Raw genomic sequence first — 22,041 nt, forward strand, 5'->3', positions numbered from 1 at the left:
GACGTCATGACTGAATCGCACGAGAGTGCGGGGACGGGCCCCGGCGACGCGCATTTCGCGGTCTTCACCGACCGCGAGGACGCGGCCGCCGTGGCCCGGTCCTTCACCCACTCCGGAACGCGCGAAATCCGTGTCCTCGAACACCCGTCGGGCCGGCCATGGCTCGTGGGGCAGTGGGACGACGAGGAGATCGTCACGGCACGCGCTGGACGCACCGCACTGGCCGTTGTCGGCTGCTGCCCCGTCGACGCCGCCGAACTGGACTCCAGGGCAGGGAGGTTGCGCGACCTGGCGGAGCTGGACGCGCTGGCCCGCTCCCTGCCCGGCAGCTTCCACCTCGTCGCCGCCATGGACGGTCGGCTCAGGGTGCAGGGCACCGCGTCCGGGCTCCGGCTGGTCTTCCACGCCGCCGTGGACGGCGTGCGGGTGGCCGCCACCCGCGCCGATGTCCTCGCCGACGCGCTGGGCCACGACCCCGACGAGGAGCAGCTCGCCGTCCGGCTGCTGTGGCCGGTGCCCTATCCGCTCTCCGAGACGTCCCTGTGGCGTGGCGTCACCGCCGTCCCGCCGCAGGACGCCCTGATCATTGCCGCGGACGGGCGAACCGTACGCCACACGCGGTGGTGGACCCCGCCGGAGCCGGTCCGTACGCTCGCCGACGGCGCCCCGATGGTCCGCGAGGCCCTCGTCGCGGCCGTCGACGCCCGCACCCGGCAAGGCGGTGTGGTCAGCTGCGACCTGTCCGGCGGCCTCGACTCCACCTCCATCTGCTTCCTGGCCGACCGGTCGCCCGCCCAAGTGGTGGCCAGCACGTGGCCCGGGCGCGATCCCGCCGACACCGACCTGCACTGGGCGGAGCAGGCGACGAAGCATCTGCCGGACGTCGAGCACGTGGTGTGGGACGCACACGCCTCACCGCTGGTCTACGACGACCTGCTGGGCATCGACGACCTGCTGGACGAACCGACCATCGGCGTCATGGACCGTTCGCGGGTCCTGCACCACCTGCCGGGAATGGCGGAACGCGGCAGCCGACTGCATCTCACGGGCATCGGCGGCGACCACGTGGCCTGGTGCTCCGAGGCGTACTACCACCGACTGGCGCGCACCCGACCGCTGTTCGCGCTCCGGCAGCTGCGCGGATTCCGGGCCCTGTGGCAGTGGCCGCTCGGCGCCACGGCGCGTGCCCTCGCCGACTCCCGCCCCTACGGCAGGTGCCTCGCCGACGCCGCAGGACACCTTCGCGAACCGCTCCCCGCCACCGCCACCACCAGCCTCGGCTGGGGCATGCCCCCACGCCTCTTCGACTGGGTCACCCCCGACGCCGAACACATGGTCCGGCGGGCCTTGCGAGAAGCCGCCTCGACGGTCACGCCGCTGCACCCGGACCGCGGCCTGCACACCGACCTGGAACAGATCCGCTCCTGCACACGCATCATCCGCCAGTGGGACCGGATGGCGGCCCGCGCCGGCGTACCCATGGCATCACCGTTCCTCGACGACAGGGTCATCGAGGCGTGCCTCGCGATCCGGCCGGACGAACGCGTCACGCCCTGGGCGTACAAGCCCGTCCTCACCGCCGCGATGCGCGGCATCGTGCCCGAGACCTGTCTGCGGCGCACCACTAAGGCCGCCGCAGCCATGGACGCGGCCGATGGCTTGCGACGGCACCGCGCCGACCTGCTGGCCCTGTGGGAGGACTCCCGGCTGGAACGGCTCGGCCTCGTCGACGGCGACGCGCTGCGTCACCTCGCGCAGCGGCCCTCCGCCCCCGGACTGCGCGACGCCATCCTCTACTCCACCATCGCCGCCGAGGTATGGCTGCGCGGTTTGTCCCCCACACGTGCCCGTTGAGCCCCTACCCGCCAGGCCCGCCACCGGAGAAAGGCAGTCACCCACCATGGCATTGCGGTTCGGCCCCGATGTCTCCACCACGGAGACCGACTACGGCACCGTCCTCCTGGACCAGCGCAGCGGAAGCTACTGGGAGCTCAACCCCACCGGCACCCTGGTCGTGAAGACCCTCCTCAAGGGCGGCGACGAAACGGCCGCGGTCGACGCGCTCGTCACGGAATTCGCCATCGGCAGGGCCCGCGCGGAGCAGGACGTCACGGCACTCGTGCGGGAACTCAGGGAGTCGGGGCTGGCCTCATGACGACGCCGAGCGCCCTGGAACGGCCCACCGGCGTCCCCTTCACCCGGCGGCTGGCCGCCCGCCTCGTACTGCTGCCGGCTGTCGCCCTCTCGTTCCTGCCCCCGCGCCGGATCCGTGCCGTCCTGGATGTCTTACGTCGCGGCGCCGCGCCGGCCACCGCCGCACAGGCCAGGAGTGCCCGGGACGCGATGTGCGCGGTAAGCCTGCTATGCGCCGGTCCGAAAGGCTGCCTGCCCCGCTCGCTGGGCGCCGCCCTGCTGTGCCGGCTGACGGGCGGCTGGGCCACGTGGTGCACCGGGGCGAGCGTGGTGCCGCCCTTCAACGCGCACGCGTGGATCGAGGCGGAGGGCCGCCCCGTCGGTGAAGACGTGCCCGACGACTACTTCGCGCGGCTGCTCGCTGTGGAGCCGCGGGCGGCGAACCGGTCGCCCCGCCGATGACGGACTCCCGGGCGCAGACGGACCGCCACACACGGGAGGCGGAGTCCCCCGCGAAGGCGCCGAACCGTTCGACGCGGGCCGCGGTGGCCACCATGTACCGGCTCACCACCGGGCACCGGACCTCCGTCGTCGTGGCCACCGTGCTCACACTCGTCGGCTCCGCCCTCGGGCTCGCCCAGCCCCTCGTCGCCAAACAGATCGTGGACGCGAGCGGGCACGGGCGGGCGTACTGGCCACTGTTACTGGTCCTGGCCGTGCTGTTCGTCAGCGAGGCGGCCACCGGTGCCATCGGCCGCTTCGTCCTGGAACGCATGGGCGAAAGAGTCGTACGACAGCTCCGCCACGGCCTGGTCGCACGACTGCTGCGGCTGGAGATGCGGGAGTACGACCGGCACCGCACCGGCGACCTGATCTCCCGCGTGACCACCGACACCACCCTGCTGCGGGAGGTGGTCTCCCAGGCCCTCGTCGACCTCGTCACGGGAGCCCTCGTCGCGGCCGGCGCGATCGCCCTCATGATGTGGATCGACCCGCTGCTGCTGGCCCTGGTCGCCCTCACCGTGGCCACCGCGGCCGCAGTCGTGGCGTCGCTCCTGAAGGGCATCCGTGCCGCGTCGGAGCACATGCAGACCTCCGTCGGCGCCGTCGCCGCCGATCTCGAGCGCGCGCTCGGCGCCCTGCCCATGGTCCGCGTCCACCGGGCCGAGGACCGCGAAGCCCGGCGCATCGGTGAGCGCGTCGAGTCGGCTTACGACGCGGGCGTGCGGACCGCGAAACTCGCGTCCGTGATGAGCCCGGCCGTCGAACTCGCCGTCCAGGGCTCTTTCCTGCTCGTCCTGGTCATCGGCGGCCTGCGTGTCACCGGCCACGCCAACTCCCTCGGCGACCTCGTGGCCTTCCTGCTCTACGCCTCCTACCTCGTCCTGCCCCTGTCCTCGGTCTTCCGCGCGGTCGGCCTGATCCAGCGCGGCATGGGCGCCTACCAGCGCATCGAAGAAGCCCTGCGCCTGCCCGCGGAGCCCGCACCGGCCGGACGGCTGTCCGTACAACACCGTACGAGCGAGGCCGCGCCGGACGAGGCACCCGCACTCGAACTGCGGGATCTCACCTTTGGCTACGACCCCGGCCGATCGGTCCTGCGCGGTGTCACCTTCTCCGTGCCCCACCGGCGCCAGACGGCCCTCGTCGGCCGGTCGGGTGCCGGAAAGAGCACGATCTTCGCGCTGGTGGCCAGGTTCTACGAACCGGACTCCGGAACCCTGCTCTTCGACGGGCGGCCTACCACCGAACTGACCCGTGCGGACTGCCGCGCACGGATCGCCGTCGTCGATCAGAACACCCATGTCGTCCACGGGACCCTGCGCGACAACATCACCTACGCTGTGCCAGACGCCAGCGATACCGAGGTGCGGCGCGTCATCGAGCTGGCCCAACTCGACCATGTTGTAAGGCGGTTGAGCGGCGGCCTGACCGGCATGCTCGGCGACCGCGGCAACACCCTCTCGGGAGGTGAGCGCCAGCGCGTCGCCCTGGCCCGCGCCCTGCTCGCCCGCCCCGCACTGCTCCTGCTCGACGAGCCCACCTCCCACCTCGACGCCATCAACGAAACGGCGCTCACCACGGTGATGAAGGACGTCGCACAGGAATGCGCCCTGCTGGTGATCGCACACCGGCTCTCCACCGTCCAGCACGCCGACCGCATCGTCGTACTGGACGACGGCCGCACGACCGCCCACGGACGCCACGAGGAACTGCTCATCGCCAGCCCCCTCTACCGAGAACTGGCGGCCGGACAGATTCTCCGCCCGGCCGCCGCGCACCCCTTGCCCGCGAGGACGGCCCACACTCACCCACCGCCCTGAGCGCGAACCGGACACGCGCGCCCCTGGCAGCGCCGCGCCGTTCCCTTGGGGCCGTCGGCGCCGCGACGGTGACTGAGACGACGGACGCCAGTTTGATGAGTGCGTGGGAGTCGGGGCGACGCCGTAAGGGAAAGCGGAACCGCGCGGGACTGTGCCAGCTGTACCGCGAACGCCCGGAGGTCCTGTTCGCGCATCAGGACGGGGCGGCGACCAGCGTGCTGGAGACCTCCGGCACCGCGGTGGTCGTCAAAGTCCTCACCCGCTGGACGGACTTGGTCGAGTCGATGGTCGACGTTGTCGCGGGAGTGCGTGAGCAACTCGTGGTCACCGGCAGCCGGTCGCGGGAGAAGGCGTACCTCGCGGCGATCGAGACCGCCGTGGCCCAGCACCCCGACCTCGTCCACTACCGCGTCCTCTACGGCTCTCCGCGGCATCGGGCGCTCGCCGACCACCTGGCGAGGCTGCTGGAGCTGCGTGATCCGGCCGCGCGCCGCAACGGCATCAAGACGCTGCACCTCGGGATGGTGGCGCCCACCGAGGCTCTGGAACGTTTCTTCGTCGCCTCGGAGACGGCCGCAGTGGTACCGCTGCCGTCGTTCCACGGGGCGGAGGGATTCGACTGCGGCGTTTCACTCAGTCGCGAGGCAGTGGTGGGTCTGGTCCACCATGGGCGGGAGGCGTGCGCGTCCGCTCGGCCGGTGGAGACGATCGAGGCGGTCCGTGCGCTGCCGGTTCGGCACAACTGACGTGGTGGGGAGAACCGTGAGCGAGGACCTTCAGCAGCAGGCCGAGGAACGTACGGCATCTGTGGTGGAGCTCGCCCGGGAGCTGGTCAAGCGACCAAGCAGGGGTGAGGTCGACGGCTATGGGCCAGTCCTGGGTGTGCTGGAGGATTGGCTCGCCCTGCGCGGCCTGCCACACCGCCATCTGCGCGATGATGACGATGAGTTGGTGGGTCTCCTGGTGGAGATTCCCGGGCGGCGTCCGGGGGCCTGGTGGACGCTGGACGCGTGCCTGGACACCGCCTCGTACGGGGACGAGCAGGCGTGGTCTTTCCCGCCCGCCTGTGGGGATGTTGTGGACGGCTGGCTGCGAGGGCGGGGCGCGGCCGACTCCAAGCTCGCCGCGGCGATGTTCTGCCACATCGCCGCCGACCTCGTGCCCCGCGCTGAGAGCCTGCACGGCGGACTCGCCGTTCTGTTGGACGTGGATGAGCACACCGGTGGCTTCGGCGGTGCCCGCGCCTACCTCGCCGACCCGCAGGCGCCCCGCCCCGCCGGGGTGATGATCGGCTACCCCGGCATGGACCACCTCGTGGTCGGCGGCCGGGGCCTGTGGCGGGCCTCGATCGCCGTGCATACCCCCTCCGGGCACTCCGGCTCCAGCAAGAGCGTGGTCGGAGCAATCTCCCGCGCCGCCCGCCTCGTCAAGCTCCTGGACGACGCCGAACTCCCCGGCACGGCAGGGACCTCAAGCTCGGGTTTCCCGCTGCCGCCGAAGCTATCGGTCACGTCGTTCCACGGCGGCGAGGGCTTCTCCGTCACCCCCGACCGGTGCGACCTGAACATCGACATCCGCACCACGCCGTCCTTCGACGGCCACGATGCCGAGACGCTGGTCCGCAAGGCCGTTGCCGAGCTCGATGCGGAGCTGCCCGCTCCGACGCCCACCGAGATCATTCCGATCGCCGCGTGGCCCCCCTTCCGCCTCGCCGAGGACGAACAGCCCGCCGCCGTCCTGCTGAACGCCGCCGCTGAGGCAGGGCTCGCAGTGAAGTCAAAGACCGCAGGACCCTCCAACATCGGCAACCTGCTCGCCGGGGAAGGCATCCCGGCGACCGCCGGCTTCGGCGTGCCGTGCGAGGGGCTGCACGGCATCGACGAGCGCGCCCACCTCGCCGAACTTCCCATGGTGTACGCCGTCTACCAGCGTGCCGTCCTCAACCTTCTGGAGGGCTGAGGTCACTGGCGGAGCGCGGCTATTCCTCCTCGGCGGTATTCCTGTCGGCATAAGGAGAGAAGACGCCAAGGGGTCGCAGGTCATGAACGCTCCGCAGAGGATAGATCCGGACCTCCTCCGTCGGGGGGTGACGACGAGGCGGACCCGTCTCGCCCAGCGTGGGGCCGACGCTCACGAAGGCGGACTGCTACGGCAATCCCGGCCCCAGCCACTGTCGCTGCTGCGGTTGCGCGGTCGGGGTCCAACACGTCACCGAGCACAAGTCCACACACCACTGCTGTGACACCCAACGCTGCGGTGGCCCACCCCGCTCGCTTCTTCCTGGCCATCACATCTGCCTCCCTTCGCCGTTGGTTCGGACCAGCAACCTGGTCGCAAATCGACCATGCCTCCGTTCCGGCCGTGCCGGCCGTTTCTGCATCAAGCTGGAACGGATCGGCACATGCTGGTTCGCGGTCCGCTAGCGTGGAACACGCAGTGACCGGGGATGCGCTGTGAGTAAGGAAGTCGGTAGTGACGGGACCGGAACGCACTGAAGACGAGAGTCACGAAGCGAGCTCCGTGGCGGACTTACTGAGTCAACTGCGCAAGACAGCAGGGACACCGTCGCTCCGCGAAATCGCTGCCCGAACAAACAACTTGATGCAACGTCACCAGGCGCAAGGCGCGTCACGACTGACTGGGCCACACGTGCAGCCGACGCGAGTGCCCCTGGTCACCCTCAGCCGCCTCTTCAAGGGCGAGCTCATCACGCAATGGGCCCAGGTCTACACAACCTTGTGGGCGTTGGGTGATTCGCAACAGCGCCCGCCGCAGGCCCAGGTGGAAGCCTTACGACGCTTGTGGAATGCACGATATGACGCTGAACGAGGCGGCGAGGCCGTTGCCGATGACCGTGAGGCGGTCGTATACCGGCGCGACATCCATCTCGCCTGCGGCAGCCTGCTGCGAGGGCCCTTGTTACCGCTCACGATCTGGCAGCCTTCCCATGGCACGGCTGACGCCCGTGAGGCCCTGCGGACATGGCTTGCCTCGACACAGCGTCTGAGCACGGTCGTTGGCGGCGTCGGGTACGGGAAGTCGATGCTTGCCATGTGGCTGGCAGATGAACTGGCCCAGGAACCGAACGGCCCCGTACCGGTACGCGTGTCCGCGCGACGAGTGCTGGGCAACACAGGACAGGACACGAGCGCGGTCAGCGACACGGACATGTCCCTGCTCCGCTTTGCCCATCCACCGCTCCCTAAGCGACTGAGGGAAAGCATCGGCGGCGGGGACACCGACGCTGTGGTCATCCTCGATGACCTGGATGAAGTCGGTGCACTGACTGCTACCGGCTTCGACTCATCACGGCGTGTGCTCCACCAGGCATTCACCTCCCTTGGGTCGAACATCCGCATCGTGGTTTGCTGCCGAGCCGTCGCGCTCAACTATTCAGATCCCAGCCATGCAACCGAACAGCGTGCCCTTATGGAGGAAACAGAGTTCGCGGTGCGGCAGGTGATCGACCCTGATGTCACGGGGTCCACTCTGTTAGGGATCGATGCTGTGGAGCAGGACGAAGCCGAGGCGTTTCTACGCCAGCGGGGGGTTTCAGATGAGTGGTTCGCCAGTGTCGGTTGGCCGCTGCCCATAGAACTCACTCCCCAGTTGATCCAGCTACTAGTCACTCTAGGCCGGACCTCCCGGGGGAAGGCCCACGAGCTCTCCCTGGATCAGATCTATGAGCAGGTGGCATTCGCTTGGAAACGGAGTGTGCCGATCCTTGAGCGAGCCGAACGTCGAGACTGGTCCGCACTCCTCACATACCTGGAGCAGCGCTCGGCCTCCTTCATGCGTCCCATGCGGGTGTCTCCGGAGCTGGACAGACTCGCCGAACTGGCGGGGTTCCTCAGCTCCGATCAGCTAGGCAGCTTGAGGTTCACACATTTCTCGTGGCAGGAGTTCTTCCTCGCCAGGTACCTTGCCGCCGAAATCTTGTCCAATAGGGCCGCTCTCTTGTCACGACTCAACCTGCTGTTCGATTCAAACATCAACCGCTTCCTCGTGCCGCAACTCCTCCGCGGTCGCCGCTATAGAGCCATAACGACTAGCCAGCAACTTAGGGTTGTCACGGTCGGGGATTTCAAGGAATTCCTGGCGGACACGAAGTGGCGTGGCGGGATCGGCTGGGGAGTCCACCCTGCAGGAGAACGCATCCGCGATCGATGGCGGCCGCCAGGAGACATGACAGGTTCCCTGAGCGCAGAAGGCGGTCCGCCGCTCGGTGCAGCGGACAACGACCCGGTGACCCATGTCTCCTGGTACGACGCCGAGCGGTTCGCGGCCTGGATGGGGGGACGTCTACCACTAGGCGACTCGCCCGCCCCCCGCTCCCATAAACAGACTGCCCCACGTTATGCATGGACCGAAAGATGGGCCGAAGAATCTATGGCCGAGATGGAACTCCAACCTCTGCAGCAGAACCTGACTGCCCAGAAGACTTCGCGTAACCCCGACTTCAGGAGCCCCCAGATCGGCATCGCAGTGATGACCACGATGCCGTATTGGTCGGGGTTCAACCTTTCCGGTTCGACCACTTCTCACCTGGAAGGCGGGTAGTCGACGATAAGGGCGCATATTGACCCATAGCACTTAGAGCATGACGGCAAATCCGCCCTGGAACAAATTCTGTTGCAGTGTTTCCAAGAGTCGAGTTTCCAAGTGGCGGAGTGCCCCTATTCGGAGGGTGCGGTATTCCTCGATGGACGGGCGTCCTCTTGGTCCCGTACTGCGAGGTAGGCCGACCAGTTGGGTTGCGAGTAGGAGGCCCGCTTGTGAGCGGTCTGGATGTTGATCTCCAGTAGGTGGGCGAGGACGGCGGCGGGCAGCTGTTCGGCCAGGGAGACCAGAGCGGCGCTGCGTCCGGGGACGGCGTGGAAGCCGGATTGGCGCATGAGCAGGCTGAAGCCCGCGGCGGAGAGCGGCTGACCAGGGACAATGCCAGGGAACAGCCACAGTTTGGCGCCATCGTCGGCGGGGAGCAGGGTCTCCTCGGCGGCCACCTCGGCGAGTTGGCGGAGGAGGCGGGCGAGTCGAGGCGGGATGAACAGCTCCTGCCGGTGCAGGCGAAGGTGGATCTCATCGCCGCGCTTCTTGATGTCGTCCACGGCGAGGCGTCGGATGCGCTCGCTGGACAGGCCATAGAGGAGGGTGAGGGCGCGGGCAACGCGCACGCGTAGCGTCAGGGCACCGGAGTTGCGACATGTACGCAGTTCTGACCAGCGCTGTTCGTCCGTCAGCGGGGGCGGACCGTTTCCGGCGGGGGCGTGGGTGATGTCTTGCTTGCCGGTCAGCCCGCGGCGGAAGGCCCAGGTGAGGAAGGTGCAGATGTCATGGCGCCGTCCCGGCCCTGCGGCAAGCCAGTCCTCCAGGTGCCCTTGGCGCACGGTGGTGAGGCTCAGCTTGCGCTCATCGAGCCAGGCCAGGAAGGAGGGGATCAACAAGACCTCTGCGCGGATCCTGTTTCCGGCCCGGTGGACGGCGCGGCCCCGAGCGGCGCGGTGACGGGCTTTTCGCAGCAGTACCCACTGGGTGTAGGGCTGGACCAGACGCGCGTGGCCGGCTGGGCGGTCGGTCAAGACCCGGGCCAGCCAGGGGGTGATGCGCTCGAGGGACTCTTCGGGCTTAGGAAGGACGTGGGTGCGAACGAGCAGGGATCGCACGTAGCACTCCGCGTGGCTGGGCGGTAGTTCGTCGAGGATCTCGTGGGTGAGGGGACGTCCGGTGGCGGCCAGGTGACCGAGCAGTCGGGCGCTGTTGCTGCCCTGGAGCCAGGCGAGGAGACGGATCGGACGGCCGGATTTCGTCAACAGGGCGATGAGTGGTTGGAGTTCTTGCGGCACCTGCCCCCTGGGGCCTGCGAGACGCTCGCGGAGCTGCTGGGTCAGAGTGCAGCGGATGCACCGGCCGTGGGCGTAGACCTCGCCGTCTTGGCAGTTGCCGCAGGGCGGTGGCGGCGGGTGTCCGGCGCAAGGTCCGCAGATTCCGGTGCCGACGCTGTCCCGGCATGTCAGCGGACGTACTTGGTTGCAGTGCCGGCAGCGACGTCCGGTGTAGCGCAGGGTGCCGTAGCACGACTGGCATACCGGGCCCAGCGGCCAGTTGGCGGCCACGATGCGCAGCTGCCCGCAATGCCCGCATGCGCGACGCGGCGGTGGCGTGCACTCCCGACAGGTCCATTCCTGCCCGCCCCTGCGCATGCATTCGCGCTGCCGTCCGCAGATAGTGCAGCGGGTGTGCTGGGTGGGGCGCCGGTAGCAGCGATAGCAGCGGGCGGGGTGCTCGTCGGAGGCACGCGCAGCGAGCGGGGCGATTTCGCCGCATTGCCCGCACTCGCCCTGGGGCCGGTGCTGCTGGTAGCACTGCGGGCACCAGGGGCCGTCGTCGGTCACCAGCTTGACCCGGTCCCGAGTGCCGCAGCCGGCGCACTGCCGTTGCGGACGGGGCCAGCAGCGTTCGCACAAGGGGGTGTCGTCTTCGCTCCGGGCGGCGGGGGCCCGGATGCGGCCGCACTGCCCGCAGGGCTTTCTGACCTGTGGATCATGGCTGTAACAGCGGTAGCAGATGCCGCCTTCGGGACGCCGCGCGGCGATCAGGGCCTGCCGTCCGCAGCGTGCACAGGTCTGCGGTGCCCGAGCCGGTTTGCATCTGCTGCACACCCGTCGGCCCTCCCTGTCGAGGAAGAGCCGATCGGGCAGGGCCCCGCAGGCAGTGCAGCCCGGGACGGGAACCTCGTGTCCGGCATCATGCAGGACTTTCGCAACCCGGTGGTGAGCAAGAGGGAAGGCGCGTCCCGGATCGGCGAGTGCGCTCGGCCGCAGTTGCCGGTAGGCGTCCAGCTCGCGGGCCGCACGCCCGGTCCAGGCTCGGGCGTCGCGCGAGGCGTTCTCAGCCTCGTGTTCCCTGATCCCCGGAAGCGCCCGCTCAAGGCACGCGACCAGGCGGCGCCGGACGTCGTCCCGACTCCCTTGCTCCGGGATGTGACCCGGACGTGTAGCGCCGTCGTGGATGGTCACGACTGTCCGGGACGGCGGATAACCGTGTGTCGTACCGGCGGCGGAGCCGCCGTTTCACCAGCGGCCTTGGGGATCTGCCGATCGACCACCTGCACCTCGATCAGGTCGTTCGGGGTGCAGTCGAGGATGTCGCACAGCGCCGCCAGCGTGTCCATCGACAGTCGCTGTGGCGCCTGCGTCACCAACCGGTAGACCTGCTGCGGGACAACTGCACGCCGCGTTCCGCGAGCAGCGGCACCAACTCGGAGGTCTGGAACATGCCTTGCTCGGCCATCTTGTGCCGCAGCTTCCAGGAACAGCCCATCTTTCGGATCACTCCGGCTCACCCCACAGGTCGTCTCGGTGCTCGGACAGGGCTCGGCGCAGCAGCCGTGTGCGGTACTCATCGGACACCCCCGTGTACAACGCCGTGGTCGACGCGTGCAGGTGTCCGACCTGCTCTTGCACGAACCGCTCGGGATAGTCGAACTCGATCAGGTGGGTCACTTAGGAATGCCGAAGGCGGTGCGGATCCAGCTCCGTCGGCAGACCGGCCAGGTCCCGCACCGTGACGAAGGCATCGTTGACCGACCGGCGGTCCAGGCGCCCGCCCCGCTCAGTAACCCACAGCGCAGGGTGGGCGCCAGGCCGCAGAAGTGGGCGGACCTCGCCGACCCACTGCTCAAGGACCGGCACGATCCAGTCGATCTCGGGCACCAGCAAGATCGTTCGCCGCTTCGGCGCACTGCCCCGCGACGCCTTGCCGAACCGGACGTACACGGCACCAAAATGCCCGAACCGAGCTGTGCGCGGCACCCGTCGAAAGTCGACCAGGTCCAGCCCCGCTGACTCCTGCCGCCGCAGGCCAAAGGCGTAGACCGTCTTGAGGAGCGCGGCATCGCGCATCGCAGGCAGTGCCCCCTTCACCCGGCGCGCTCGGATCTGTTCCACCCGGCTGTCGGCAGCGTCGAACAGAGCCTGCACCTCGTCATAGTGCAAGGGGCGACGTCGTGGGTCGCCCTCGTACTCGGTGACGTGCAAGACCGTGTTCCACTCGTGGAACACCTGCTGCGGCACTGTCCCAAAGCGCCGTTCGCACTCCTTGGGCCAGTCATAGCGTGGATCGCTGATATAGGCGCAGAACATCTGGATCGAGACCTCGTAGCCCCGGGCCGTGGACACCATGATCGGCCGGGTTCCGGACCGCAGATGGCTGGAAAGCCTCTGCCTCAGCCCGGCGTCCACTGCCAGGGATACAGCCCGGAGAACTCCGCCAGCCGACGAACCAGCGCCAAACGCGGAACGATCGTGCTGCTCTCGCGTAGAAAGCGAGCCTGCTGCTGCCGTGCCCAGCCATCCAACATCGCCTGGAACACGGCCGCTTCAGGGTCCAACGGGCGGACATTGCCAGCGAGTTCGACGACCGCAGACCCCGGAGGCTTACCGATGGACACCGCCCACCTCCCGTGTTGCATCCGACGCATCATCGTTGCGCCAGATCGGGTTGTCGGGGAATGCCCTGATCGGGTGCTCCGGGGCTATGGGCTTCGATTCGCTACTCGGCCTCTGGACCTGGGAGAACCACGTCCTCCTGCGTGAGGCTATGTTGCATCGCTTGCAATAGCCGCTGGTTCCCAGGCGCGTCCCAGGTTTCTCCCAGATCCACTCCCAGCAAGTCCCCAACTCCGTCTCTGGGAACGGACCTTGTCTCGCGGTGACATGGAGTCAGCACCACTCCGCATCCACTGATGACAAGGGAGGCCAGTCATGGCCGAGCAGACCATCGCCACCATCAAGCCGGTTGAGGACAAGCTCGCAAAACCGGTCACGGGCAGCTTCGCGCCGCAGCTCAGCACCCACTGGGTGACCGAGGCCATCCGCGGCCGCCAGACGTTCAACGACTCCGACAAGGACAACTACTTCGAAGGCTGATCTCCCTTCGACCGTGGGCGCGGCGCCCTCGCGCCTGCCAGCGCGGCTCCGTGCCAGTCCACCTTCATCTATCCCAGGAGATCACCATGGACATCAGCACTGCCGTCGATCCCGCAACGGACCAGGAAGAGAGCCCCAGCCCGCCGTTCACCCCGGCGCTGTCCGCTGCCCCGGTCGTGAGGGCTACCCTTGGCCGCGAAGTGGGCACGGCTCCCTCTACTCGGCACGCCCCATCACGATAGGCCGCCCGCTATGGCGGGTGGATCTCCGCCAGGACGTGAATGCCACGCCGGGCACCTTCGACCGCACTCACCATCATCCCGACATCGTCGGATGGGAACCCGGCCCGCGAGCCTTCGCCCAGAAGCTGTCCGATGATCCGCTGTCGTGGCTGACCGGCAAGCTCACCGATGCCTCCGCCCTGTTGACGGTACCGGCGCCTCTCCGGAAGAAACCTCGTCAGAGGATGCGGAAAGCCATTGTGCGGCGGCACCTGAGGTGGTGGACACCTTGCGCCGGCTGCTGGAGCGGGTGTGGTCCGGCGACTTCGGCCACCCCAGGGGCGCCACGGAGGCGGGAGCGGTGACCAGTATCCGCGCCAGCTGGCTTTAGGCAGTGCCCGACGAAGAACGTGTCACAGGCTCCGCGAGCCGCCAGTAGGTGAGAGGTTGGCCGGGGTCCCGGGGACCGACCTCGCCGCCCCGGCCCTTCGCCTCTGGGCGGCGGCACGCAGCATGTGTACACACCACATGCACTCCTTTTCCTCATGCAGGGGCGAAGAGAGCCAGTAGGCGCCGGTCAGGAGGGAGCCTGAGCTCTCCGTGGCCGGGGCGGTGTGCACGTCGTCCATGTCCCGCCCAACGACCCGAAGTGGCCGAGGAAGCGAGCGTTGTCAGCTTCAGCGGACGACTGCCATACGTACGCTTGAAGAACATCGCAGGGAGGCATCGACTGCGCCGGAGGGGGCACGAGCAGTGGCTCGGCCCCCTCCCGGAGGCTGCTGCCCGAGGAGCGCGGACCCCGCTGCGTCGGCTCCGTCAACGACCGCCGGTGAGGGCAGTGCCGCCCCTTGCGCGGACCGATCGTCACACCAGGATGTTGGTCCGGGGGCGGGCTGTGGGCCACCGCGACCGCTGCGCGATACACCCGAACGGCTCTCGACCCCCTGCTGTCAGGTGGTGCGCCGGTTGTACTGAGAAGGGGTGGCGGTACCGGGCGGACCGGGCCCGGCATCCGGACACCTTCGAGCGAGGCGGGCGAGATGACAGTCGACACAGCAGCCGAGGCGGCCGACCGGATACCCGCCGGCTCACGCCGACCCCTCGATACCGACGCGCTGGTGGAGGCGTCGGTTCTCCTGGCGGATGCCGCGCTGGCGGCGCGGAGAGCCGGAGCGGAACTGACCGCGGCCTGCTCCAGCTGGAAGCTCGGGATGCAGGCGGTGCGCCGACCGCTGTGGGGGATGGGCGCGGCCCTGGCCGCAGGGCGCGCCGTGACCAATTCCGCGGGCCTCGGATTCGCTGTCAACGGCGGCCCGGTCGGCGAGGTCCTCCGTTCCATGGGCACTGTCACGCGCCGCAGAGCCGCCGCCGTGACGATGGCGGCCGACGCGTTCGCCCTGCGCATAGAGGCGGCCGCCGCCGAGCATCCCAACCTGGCCACGCCTGCCGCCAAACGGCTCACCGACGCGGCCGTGGCCGGCCGCAGAACGGCGATGCTGCGTGCCGCCAGGGAGCTGGTGCGGCTGCACGGCGTCACGCGCACGCTCACCACGATCAGCCCCGTGATCATGGAGCTGCTCGCGCTCCTCGCGCTCCTGGACGAGAACCCGACCAACGACAGCTTCGCCTGGGTGACGCTCGCCGGAGGCGTGCCCACCACCGAACCGTTGCTGGGCCTGCCGCGTGCACTGATCGAGCGCTTCAGCCAAGGCCCGGGACGGGCCGAACGGGCCGAGGGCGACGCCCTCCTCGCCCGGGTGCTGGCCCGCTCCGGCAACGAGATCGTCAGCTACATCGACGACATTTCCGCCCTCGGCAACCACGGCCTCGCACTCCTGCGGCGGATCGAGTGCGCCGACGGAGCGGAACGGTACGTCCTGCTGCTGCCGGGCACCAGCTTCGGACGGCTCAGGAACAGCACCCCCCAGGACCTTGCCGGGGCCTTCGACAACCTGCTGCGCATCGACACCACGTACACCCGAGCCATCACCTCCCTCCTCGTACGCGCGGGGGTGCCCGAAGGCGCCGAGCTCATGATCGTCGGGCACAGTCTCGGTGGCATCGCCGCCATGAACCTGGCCTCCGACGTCTCCTTCGTGTCCCGCTACCGGCTCACCCATGTGATCGGCGTCGGGTCACCCATCGACACCAAGCGCCCGGTCGATCCCGCCGTCCAAGTGGTCAGTCTCGTCAACAAACACGATGTGATCCCCGGCCTCGACGGTCGTGGACCGGCCTCGGCCACCCGCCTCCCCGGCGGGTGGGTGGAGCTCGCGTGGCTGGACGAGACGTACGACTACCCGCTGTCGCACGCCCCCCAGGCGTACGCCGCCACGCTGCGCACCAGCCAAGCTCGACACCGCGCACGGGTGAACGAACTGATCACCGCGTACGACGGCGAGATCGTCGGCAACCAGCCCTATCTGCTCCTGGACAAGTGACCCGCCATGCCCCGTACGCACGACCGAGGAGACAGGCGATGAAGGCCGGCGACACCACCACCGCACCGCTTCGGCCCGCCACGGCGTGGCCTTTGGAGAACGCCTTGTTCAGCGCGGCCATCGCCGCCGAGCGCATCTCCTGGATCGATGCCCCGGCGCGGGCACTGGGCCTGCGGATGTTCACCCGGCGGTATCTGACGCGCCAGGTCCTCGCCCAACTGCGGCGCACCGCGCGCAGCCGTCCGCTGTTGCTGCGCACCGCGTTCGGCACATTCGTGACCCCGCTGACCGCCGAGGACGCCCGGAGCCTGATCGGCGAGGCGGAGGAGGCCGGGGTCCGCGGCACCGTCACCGGAGTGACCGCCCGCGGCCACCGCCTGCGCCTGACGCCGCACGTCCCGTTGCCCATTGCGCTGGCCGCCCTGAACGCGCGGGCACGGTCGACCGCGGCCGACGCCGCCCTGGAACTCCTCGGAACGCGCGGCCCGGGCGACCGCCTGGAACACGCCGACTGGTGCGCCGTCGCCCGACGCGTCGCGCGGCGGATCGTGCTCGGTGACAAGGCCGCCGACGACACGCTCGTCAGCGACATCCTGGACCTGACGGCGCATGCCGCGGACTCCACTGAGCACGCCGCTCGTCTGGCCGCGTTGCGCCGTCGCCTCGGCCTTTACGTCCACGATCCGGACCCGGGGTCACTCGTGGCCGCAGTGCCGGACGACGACACCAGGCAGGGTGTGGTCGCGCACGCCCTGGAGACCGTCACCCGAGCACTGACCGACACGGTGTTCCAGGCTCTGGCGCTCGCCTCGGTACTCCCGGTCGCTCCTGCCACCGACCGCGGCGAGCAGGCGGTGTCCTCGGCGCTGCGCCGCTACCCGCCGCTCTCCGCCACCGTGCACGAGGTGTGCGCTCCCTTCCGGTGGCGCGGCATGGGCATCGATTCCGGCACCGACATCCTGTACGCGGCCGCCTGGCTGCGCGACTTGGACCAGGAGCACGGGCACGGAGATGACGGACCCTCGGCCTCGCTGTGTGCCGCACCGGTGCCCTGCGCCGCCGCCGAACTCGCCGTCCTGGCCGCGACGGAGGTCACCCGCGCCGTGCTCCGGCACGCCGAACCCGTCGTACACGCCCCGCGGATCGACCCCGGCGCCCCGCCCGCCGATCTCCACGCCGACTCGCTCGACCTCGCCCTCCCGGACACCGACCCGCGCGCGGGCAGCGGAGTCCTCGCACCGGGAACGGCCGCGTTCACACCCAGCGTGGGAGGCGGAAGGTCCGCTCATCACGCCGCACTTGCCCACGACAGTGCCCGCAGTCTCGACGAGCAGGCCCGGCAACTGGCGGACTGCGCGAGGCAGCCCGAATGGAACCACAACGCCTTCGGCGAGCAGTGCCGGATGACGCTGCTGGCCCATGCGGAACGCTGCGCCCGCGCTGCCGAAGATGTACGCCGTGCCGCACAGTGGATGGAGAGGTAGTCCTTCGGCCAGGCCGGGCGGAGACCGTCACCAGAAGGCGGTCGTCCGTCGGCGCACGTCGCGGTCGACCATCCCCTGCACGGTGAACCAGACCTCGTCGCACAACCGGCGTGTGGCGGCGGAGCGTTCGGCGAAGGTATCGCTGGAGGCAGGGGCGGGCACTGGTTCTCCGACGGTGATCCGCCACTTCGCCGGGAGCGGCAGGAGCGTGGTGACGGGGAAGTAGGGCAGGTCGAAGCGGCGGGCCAGTGACGCGATGCTGCCCAGCTTGGGATACGTCTCCTCGGCTCCCACGATCGACACCGGGATGACAGGTACCTGCGTCCGCATGGCGGTCACCGCGAATCCGGGGCTGAAGGGACGCAGACGGTAGCGCTGGGAGAAGGGCTTGCCGACCCCGTCGAGTCCCTCAGGGAAGACCCCCACGAGGTGGCCCTCGGTCAGCCGGTCACTGCCCAGCGTCGGGTCATCGGCGAAAGCGCCGTGCTGCCGCGCGTAGGAGGCCACCGGAGGCAGCCGGAAGACGATGGGGGAGGCGTGGAAGTACACGGGGCGCCGCAATTCCCGGTGCAGCAGATTGTGCAGCACGAACGCGTCCAGGCCCCAGGCCCCTGAATGATTGGCGATCAGCATGGCGGGACTGCACTCCGGAATGTTGTCCAACCCGGACACCTCGACCCGCAGATAGTCGCTGGCCAGCCATTCGAGCACGCTGCTCAAGGCGTCGGTGGCGATCGTGTCGAGCGACCTGGGATTCGGTTCCTCCATAAGATCCCACTTTCTACCGAAAATGGGTTACCGCAATATCGCGAAAGCCAACCAGGTGGTCCCCTTGAGTGTCGGCCCGAGCCCGGGTCCATCTCTTCAGGGAAGGCGCCATGAATTCGTCCGCCACACCGCCTCCGATCAAGACAGCCAGGTCCACGGACCTCATCGCGGACCTGATCGTCGACAAGTTCCAGGCCGACCCGGCCACCATCAGAGCAGAGACCCCGATGACCGACCTGCTCGTCGATTCGCTGATGATCGTGGAGATGGCCATCGCGCTCAAGGACGAACTGGGCATCGCTGCCACCGAGGACGAGCTGCGCACACTCACCTTCGGCGAGTTCACCGCACGCGTCGACCAGGGATGCGCACGGTGAGCCCAGGGACCGACGTCGTCGTGACCGGGATCGGCCTGGTCACGGCGGCGGGCAACGACGTGGAATCCACCTGGGACGCCGTGCGCGAGGGGCGCGCCACGGCCCGCCGGGATCCGGAACTGCGGGATCTCCCCGTCTCCTTGAGCTGCCGCGCGGACCTCGCGGACTCGGCGCCGAAGCTCAGCCCCACCCTGCGGCCCGACCCTTGCGCACGCATGGGCCTGACCGCCGTCACCCAAGCGCTGGAACGGGCCAAACTCGATCCCGCCGACTGGGACCCCACCCGCGTGGCCGTCGTCACGGGCTGCTCTCTGGGCGGCATGCACACCGCGAACGTCGCCGCCGAGAGGTTCACCGCCGGCGGCCCGACGAGTGTGTCGCCGTACTTCCTCACCGGCTATCTCATCAACATGGTGTCCGCCACCATCGCCCTGCACCTGGGCGTGCTGGGCCCCACTCTGAACGTCGCGACCGCGTGTGCCTCCGGTGCCACCGCCCTCGGCACGGCCCGTGATCTGCTCACCTCGGGCCAGTGCGACATCGCCGTCGTGTGCGGTGCCGACGCCGCTGTCACCCCGTCCGTCGTGACGGGCTTCACCCAGCTGGGCGCGTTGTCCGACCGGAGCTCACGCCCGTTCGACACCGACCGCGACGGATTCGTCATCGCCGAGGGCGCGGGGGCCCTCGTCCTCGAACGGGGCGAGCACGCGGCCGCCCGCTCCGCTCCGCACCTGGCACGCTTCATCGGTTTCGCAGCCACCACCGATGCCCACCACCTAGTCGCGCCGCATCCCCAAGGGCAGGGGGCCGAACGGGCTCTACGGGAGGCGCTCGTGGAGGCGGGCATCAGCCCGGGCGAAGTCGACCACGTCAACGCACACGGCACATCCACGCCTCGCGGCGACGCGGTGGAAGCAGCCCTCCTGGCACGCTTCTTTCCCCACGCCCCCACGGTGACCTCCGCCAAGGGTGCCCTGGGCCATACCTTGGGCGCGGCCGGCGCGATCGAAGCCGTCCTGACCGTGCTCGCGTTGCGTACGGACATGGTCCCGCCCGTCGCCGGGCTGCGTGAGCCCGACCCGGCCTTCGCCATCGACCTCGTCACCGGGGCGCCCCGCCAGCAGGAGATCGCCTTCGCGGTCAGCAACTCCTTCGGCTTCGGCGGACACAACGCGGTCGTGGTCCTCGCGAAGGCGTGACGCGGCGTCGGCCGACGGGGTGAGCGCGCATTCCTGATCGGCCTACGGTCCGCTGCACCCGAGGCGGCGGCGCCGCATCATCGCTTCAGCAGCGTTCGACGCGGGCCGCCGCCGCGGTCGGTCTGGCGCTCGCCGTCGGCGTGACGTTCCTTCCCGCGAAGGCGGCAAGCGCACAGACCCCGGCGCGGTGCCGGGCCGTACCAGCGGCAGTTGGGGAAGTACCTGAAGCCGGGCACCGCGGATGCGGCGTGCCCGGTCGCCGGCGCTGCGGTCGATGCCGAATTTGGTGGCCAGCTGCACCTGGTCCCGGCGGCCGTGGATGGCCCGGCCCACCAGCACCTCGTTGTGCCCGGTGCCGTAGGCGTCGGCGGTGTCCAGGAACGTGATGCCCAGCTCCAGGGCCCGGTCGATGGTGGCCAGGCCGCCGTCCCAGTCGGCGGCGCCGTAGCTCTCGCTCATCCCCATGCACCCCAGGCCCATCGCGCTGACGGTGAGACCGGGCGAGCCGAGCGTGGTTCGTTCGGGTGATCATGCGCGGACACTCCTCCTGCCCGGCGGACCGGGCGGTACCTCGAGGGCTGACGAATGCCTCTGAAACTAAGACGTGGAGCGCGCTCGAAATCCAGCCGAAGGACCGGCCCCGCCCGCAGGTCAGGGTGAGGGTGAAACGGTCCACCGGCAACAGGCGGCCATAGAGCCCGGACACTGTGTAGACGGCCCGACGAGCAGAGGGGACTGCCGGCGTCCGAGCTGCGAGCCATCGAACAGCGCACGACGTGGTACGACCTTGCCCACGAATACATCGACCAACGGTGGGACCGTACCCCGGGCAACACCCGTCGCACCCTGGCTGACGCTTTCGCCACCATCACGCGTGCGCTGGTGCGCCCTGGCGCAACGTATTCGGAGCCGCGGGTGCTGCGGCGCGCCTTGTACTCGTGGGCATTGAACAAGAACGCATGGGCCGAGGAGCTGACCGAGGAGTGGCGGAAAGCCCTGGACTGGCTCAAGCGAAACTCCTTGCTGGTCAGTGCCCTCGCGGAAGTCGATGTGCTGCGACGGGCGCTGGACGCCCTGTGTCGCAAGGTGGACGGAAAGGCGGCCGCGGCCAAGACGGCATGACGTAAGAGGGCCGCGTTCGATGAGGTACTCAACACCGCAGTCGAGAAGGGGCACTTCGCAGCGAATCCGCTCAACGGGCTCAGGTGGAAGGCTCCGGCGGTTAACGAGGAGGCGGACCCGGCTGCGGTTCCCAACCCGGCACAGGTCACCCGGCTGCTCGCGGCGGTTGCCCAGTTGCCCCGGCGAGGCCCTCACCTGGAGGCGTTCTTCGGCTGCATGTACTTCGCGGCGATGCGGCCAGCGGAGGTCATTCACCTCCGGCTCGACCAGGGCCATCTGCCCGAGACGGGGTGGGGGATGCTCAATCTGTCGGGCGGTGTCGTCATCGCGGGGAAGGAGTGGACGGATGACGGCGCGGTGCACGAGATTCATTCGCTCAAGCGTCGCGCGGCGACAGCGACCCGCCCGGTGCCCATCCCGCCGCGGTTCGTGCGCATCCTCCTGGCTCACGTCGATCGGTTCGGGGTGGCGCCGGATGGCAGGCTGTTCCGGAACCAGGCGGGCAACTACGTGGACGCAGCCGCCTATGGCACGACATGGGCGCGCGCACGGAAGTACGTCCTGACCCGCACGGAACTCGCCTCCGGGCTGGCCAAGCGTCCCTACGACCTCCGGCGCGCCGGGCGGGCCAGAGCATCGAGGTCCTCTTCCGTCACTACGCCAAGTTTCTGGACGGCGTCCGGGAGCAGGCCAACCGGCTCATCGAGGAGTCCATGGAGGAGTGGGACCGCGTCAGCCAGGGCGGGGCGTCTGCGGGCTGAGCCTGGAGGACTTGGACCGGAAATAGACCGGAACAGCTGGTCAGGAGCGGGGTAGCGGCGGGAGGAGCTGGGAGTTAAGCCGTGAACCGGACCCTGTTCTGCATAGGCCGAACGGAAGGCGCCTGACGGGTAAAAGCCCAGTGCAGGCGCCTTCTCGTGTGCCTCTAGAAGAAGCCGAGCTTCTTCGGTGAGTACGACACCAGGAGGTTCTTGGTCTGCTGGTGGTACACGCTCGCTCGCTCCTCTGACCTGCAGCTAAAGGCGGGATTGCCTGTTACAGAGCC

The 22,041-nt window shown here is 69.1% G+C and carries 18 protein-coding genes and 2 pseudogenes; 13 read left to right on the forward strand and 7 right to left on the reverse strand.

Going from position 1 to position 22,041, the window contains the following annotated elements:
• The first annotated feature begins 6 nt into the window (after positions 1-6).
• From AOK03_RS14680 to AOK03_RS42540, 7 genes are all read left to right on the forward strand, one after another.
• Positions 7-1,854 carry a lasso peptide isopeptide bond-forming cyclase gene (locus AOK03_RS14680; RefSeq protein ID WP_055565688.1) on the forward strand — a complete coding sequence of 616 codons (1,848 nt, stop codon included), beginning with the start codon at positions 7-9 and terminating at the stop codon, positions 1,852-1,854.
• Positions 1,855-1,900: 46 nt separating this feature from the next.
• Entirely contained in the window at positions 1,901-2,155 is a 255-nt protein-coding gene (locus AOK03_RS14685; RefSeq protein WP_055565689.1) for a lasso peptide biosynthesis PqqD family chaperone, read from the forward strand.
• The gene (locus AOK03_RS14690; RefSeq protein ID WP_055565690.1) at positions 2,152-2,595 is read left to right on the forward strand and encodes a lasso peptide biosynthesis B2 protein; all 444 of its coding nucleotides are present in this window, start codon (positions 2,152-2,154) and stop codon (positions 2,593-2,595) included. The genes AOK03_RS14685 and AOK03_RS14690 overlap by 4 nt, the downstream gene beginning before the upstream one ends.
• A 92-nt stretch (positions 2,596-2,687) precedes the next feature.
• Positions 2,688-4,457 (forward strand): ABC transporter ATP-binding protein, encoded by a 1,770-nt coding sequence (locus AOK03_RS14695; protein WP_055565714.1) that lies wholly within the window; start codon positions 2,688-2,690, stop codon positions 4,455-4,457.
• A gap of 95 nt (positions 4,458-4,552) precedes the next feature.
• Complete coding sequence (locus AOK03_RS14700; protein WP_244177612.1) at positions 4,553-5,203, forward strand: XRE family transcriptional regulator; 651 nt, start codon at positions 4,553-4,555, stop codon at positions 5,201-5,203.
• Positions 5,204-5,219: 16 nt separating this feature from the next.
• A complete protein-coding gene (locus tag AOK03_RS14705; protein WP_055565691.1) occupies positions 5,220-6,416 on the forward strand; it encodes a M20 family metallopeptidase in 1,197 nt (398 codons plus the stop codon).
• Positions 6,417-6,977: 561 nt separating this feature from the next.
• Positions 6,978-9,017, forward strand: coding sequence for an SUMF1/EgtB/PvdO family nonheme iron enzyme (locus AOK03_RS42540; RefSeq protein WP_157868947.1), 2,040 nt, complete (start codon positions 6,978-6,980; stop codon positions 9,015-9,017).
• Positions 9,018-9,133: 116 nt separating this feature from the next.
• On the opposite strand, the gene AOK03_RS14715 is transcribed toward AOK03_RS42540, so the two are convergent.
• The 5 genes and pseudogenes from AOK03_RS14715 to AOK03_RS43995 all read right to left on the reverse strand — a co-directional run bounded on the left by AOK03_RS14715 (position 9,134) and on the right by AOK03_RS43995 (position 12,906).
• The gene (locus tag AOK03_RS14715) at positions 9,134-10,300 is read right to left on the reverse strand and encodes a hypothetical protein (RefSeq protein ID WP_055565693.1); all 1,167 of its coding nucleotides are present in this window, start codon (positions 10,298-10,300) and stop codon (positions 9,134-9,136) included.
• Positions 10,301-11,469: 1,169 nt separating this feature from the next.
• A pseudogene (locus AOK03_RS14720) lies at positions 11,470-11,789 on the reverse strand (helix-turn-helix domain-containing protein).
• Entirely contained in the window at positions 11,786-11,959 is a 174-nt protein-coding gene (locus AOK03_RS43990) for a hypothetical protein (RefSeq protein WP_244177613.1), read from the reverse strand. Before AOK03_RS43990 ends, AOK03_RS14720 begins: the two are co-directional and overlap by 4 nt.
• The gene (locus AOK03_RS14725; RefSeq protein ID WP_244177614.1) at positions 11,960-12,637 is read right to left on the reverse strand and encodes a tyrosine-type recombinase/integrase; all 678 of its coding nucleotides are present in this window, start codon (positions 12,635-12,637) and stop codon (positions 11,960-11,962) included. It abuts the gene before it with no gap.
• 44 nt (positions 12,638-12,681) lie between these two features.
• A complete protein-coding gene (locus AOK03_RS43995; RefSeq protein WP_244177615.1) occupies positions 12,682-12,906 on the reverse strand; it encodes a hypothetical protein in 225 nt (74 codons plus the stop codon).
• A 313-nt stretch (positions 12,907-13,219) separates the two neighbouring features.
• Between AOK03_RS43995 and AOK03_RS42545 the strand changes: the two genes are divergently transcribed.
• The 3 genes from AOK03_RS42545 (at position 13,220) to AOK03_RS14735 (ending at position 17,530) form a co-directional block, all read left to right on the forward strand.
• Positions 13,220-13,384, forward strand: a complete 165-nt coding sequence (locus tag AOK03_RS42545) for a hypothetical protein (RefSeq protein ID WP_157868948.1) — start codon at positions 13,220-13,222, stop codon at positions 13,382-13,384.
• 1,261 nt (positions 13,385-14,645) lie between these two features.
• Complete coding sequence (locus tag AOK03_RS14730) at positions 14,646-16,046, forward strand: alpha/beta hydrolase family protein (RefSeq protein ID WP_055565694.1); 1,401 nt, start codon at positions 14,646-14,648, stop codon at positions 16,044-16,046.
• Between the two features lie 38 nt (positions 16,047-16,084).
• On the forward strand, positions 16,085-17,530 hold the full coding sequence (locus AOK03_RS14735) for a cytochrome P450 family protein (protein ID WP_055565695.1): 1,446 nt from the start codon (positions 16,085-16,087) through the stop codon (positions 17,528-17,530).
• Between the two features lie 27 nt (positions 17,531-17,557).
• Here the strand turns inward: AOK03_RS14735 and AOK03_RS14740 are convergent, their stop codons facing one another.
• Positions 17,558-18,298, reverse strand: a complete 741-nt coding sequence (locus tag AOK03_RS14740) for a 1-acyl-sn-glycerol-3-phosphate acyltransferase (protein ID WP_055565696.1) — start codon at positions 18,296-18,298, stop codon at positions 17,558-17,560.
• A 110-nt stretch (positions 18,299-18,408) separates the two neighbouring features.
• Here AOK03_RS14740 and AOK03_RS14745 point away from each other — a divergent pair, with 110 nt between their 5' ends.
• Entirely contained in the window at positions 18,409-18,675 is a 267-nt protein-coding gene (locus AOK03_RS14745; protein ID WP_055565697.1) for an acyl carrier protein, read from the forward strand.
• A complete protein-coding gene (locus AOK03_RS14750) occupies positions 18,663-19,874 on the forward strand; it encodes a beta-ketoacyl-[acyl-carrier-protein] synthase family protein (RefSeq protein WP_055565698.1) in 1,212 nt (403 codons plus the stop codon). Before AOK03_RS14745 ends, AOK03_RS14750 begins: the two co-directional genes overlap by 13 nt.
• 216 nt (positions 19,875-20,090) lie before the next feature.
• Here the strand turns inward: AOK03_RS14750 and AOK03_RS40840 are convergent.
• Positions 20,091-20,354: pseudogene (locus AOK03_RS40840) on the reverse strand (aldo/keto reductase); the annotation flags it as partial.
• Between the two features lie 465 nt (positions 20,355-20,819).
• Here AOK03_RS40840 and AOK03_RS41880 point away from each other — a divergent pair.
• The gene (locus tag AOK03_RS41880) at positions 20,820-20,996 is read left to right on the forward strand and encodes a hypothetical protein (RefSeq protein WP_157868949.1); all 177 of its coding nucleotides are present in this window, start codon (positions 20,820-20,822) and stop codon (positions 20,994-20,996) included.
• The last annotated feature ends 1,045 nt before the right edge of the window (positions 20,997-22,041 follow it).

Origin of the sequence: Streptomyces atriruber, assembly GCF_001418325.1 — a bacterium.
Taxonomy (GTDB): Bacteria; Actinomycetota; Actinomycetes; order Streptomycetales; family Streptomycetaceae; genus Streptomyces; species Streptomyces atriruber.

Bases quoted from the DNA above. Each gene is read 5' to 3' on its own strand.
- AOK03_RS14730 (WP_055565694.1), top strand. From the start codon at position 14,646: ATGACAGTCGACACAGCAGCCGAGGCGGCCGACCGGATACCCGCCGGC.
- AOK03_RS14685 (WP_055565689.1), top strand. From the start codon at position 1,901: ATGGCATTGCGGTTCGGCCCCGATGTCTCCACCACGGAGACCGACTAC.
- AOK03_RS14695 (WP_055565714.1), top strand. From the start codon at position 2,688: ATGTACCGGCTCACCACCGGGCACCGGACCTCCGTCGTCGTGGCCACC.
- AOK03_RS14680 (WP_055565688.1), top strand. From the start codon at position 7: ATGACTGAATCGCACGAGAGTGCGGGGACGGGCCCCGGCGACGCGCAT.
- AOK03_RS14740 (WP_055565696.1), bottom strand. From the start codon at position 18,298: ATGGAGGAACCGAATCCCAGGTCGCTCGACACGATCGCCACCGACGCC.
- AOK03_RS14750 (WP_055565698.1), top strand. From the start codon at position 18,663: ATGCGCACGGTGAGCCCAGGGACCGACGTCGTCGTGACCGGGATCGGC.
- AOK03_RS14690 (WP_055565690.1), top strand. From the start codon at position 2,152: ATGACGACGCCGAGCGCCCTGGAACGGCCCACCGGCGTCCCCTTCACC.
- AOK03_RS14735 (WP_055565695.1), top strand. From the start codon at position 16,085: ATGAAGGCCGGCGACACCACCACCGCACCGCTTCGGCCCGCCACGGCG.
- AOK03_RS14700 (WP_244177612.1), top strand. From the start codon at position 4,553: ATGAGTGCGTGGGAGTCGGGGCGACGCCGTAAGGGAAAGCGGAACCGC.
- AOK03_RS14725 (WP_244177614.1), bottom strand. From the start codon at position 12,637: ATGGTGTCCACGGCCCGGGGCTACGAGGTCTCGATCCAGATGTTCTGC.
- AOK03_RS14745 (WP_055565697.1), top strand. From the start codon at position 18,409: ATGAATTCGTCCGCCACACCGCCTCCGATCAAGACAGCCAGGTCCACG.
- AOK03_RS42545 (WP_157868948.1), top strand. From the start codon at position 13,220: ATGGCCGAGCAGACCATCGCCACCATCAAGCCGGTTGAGGACAAGCTC.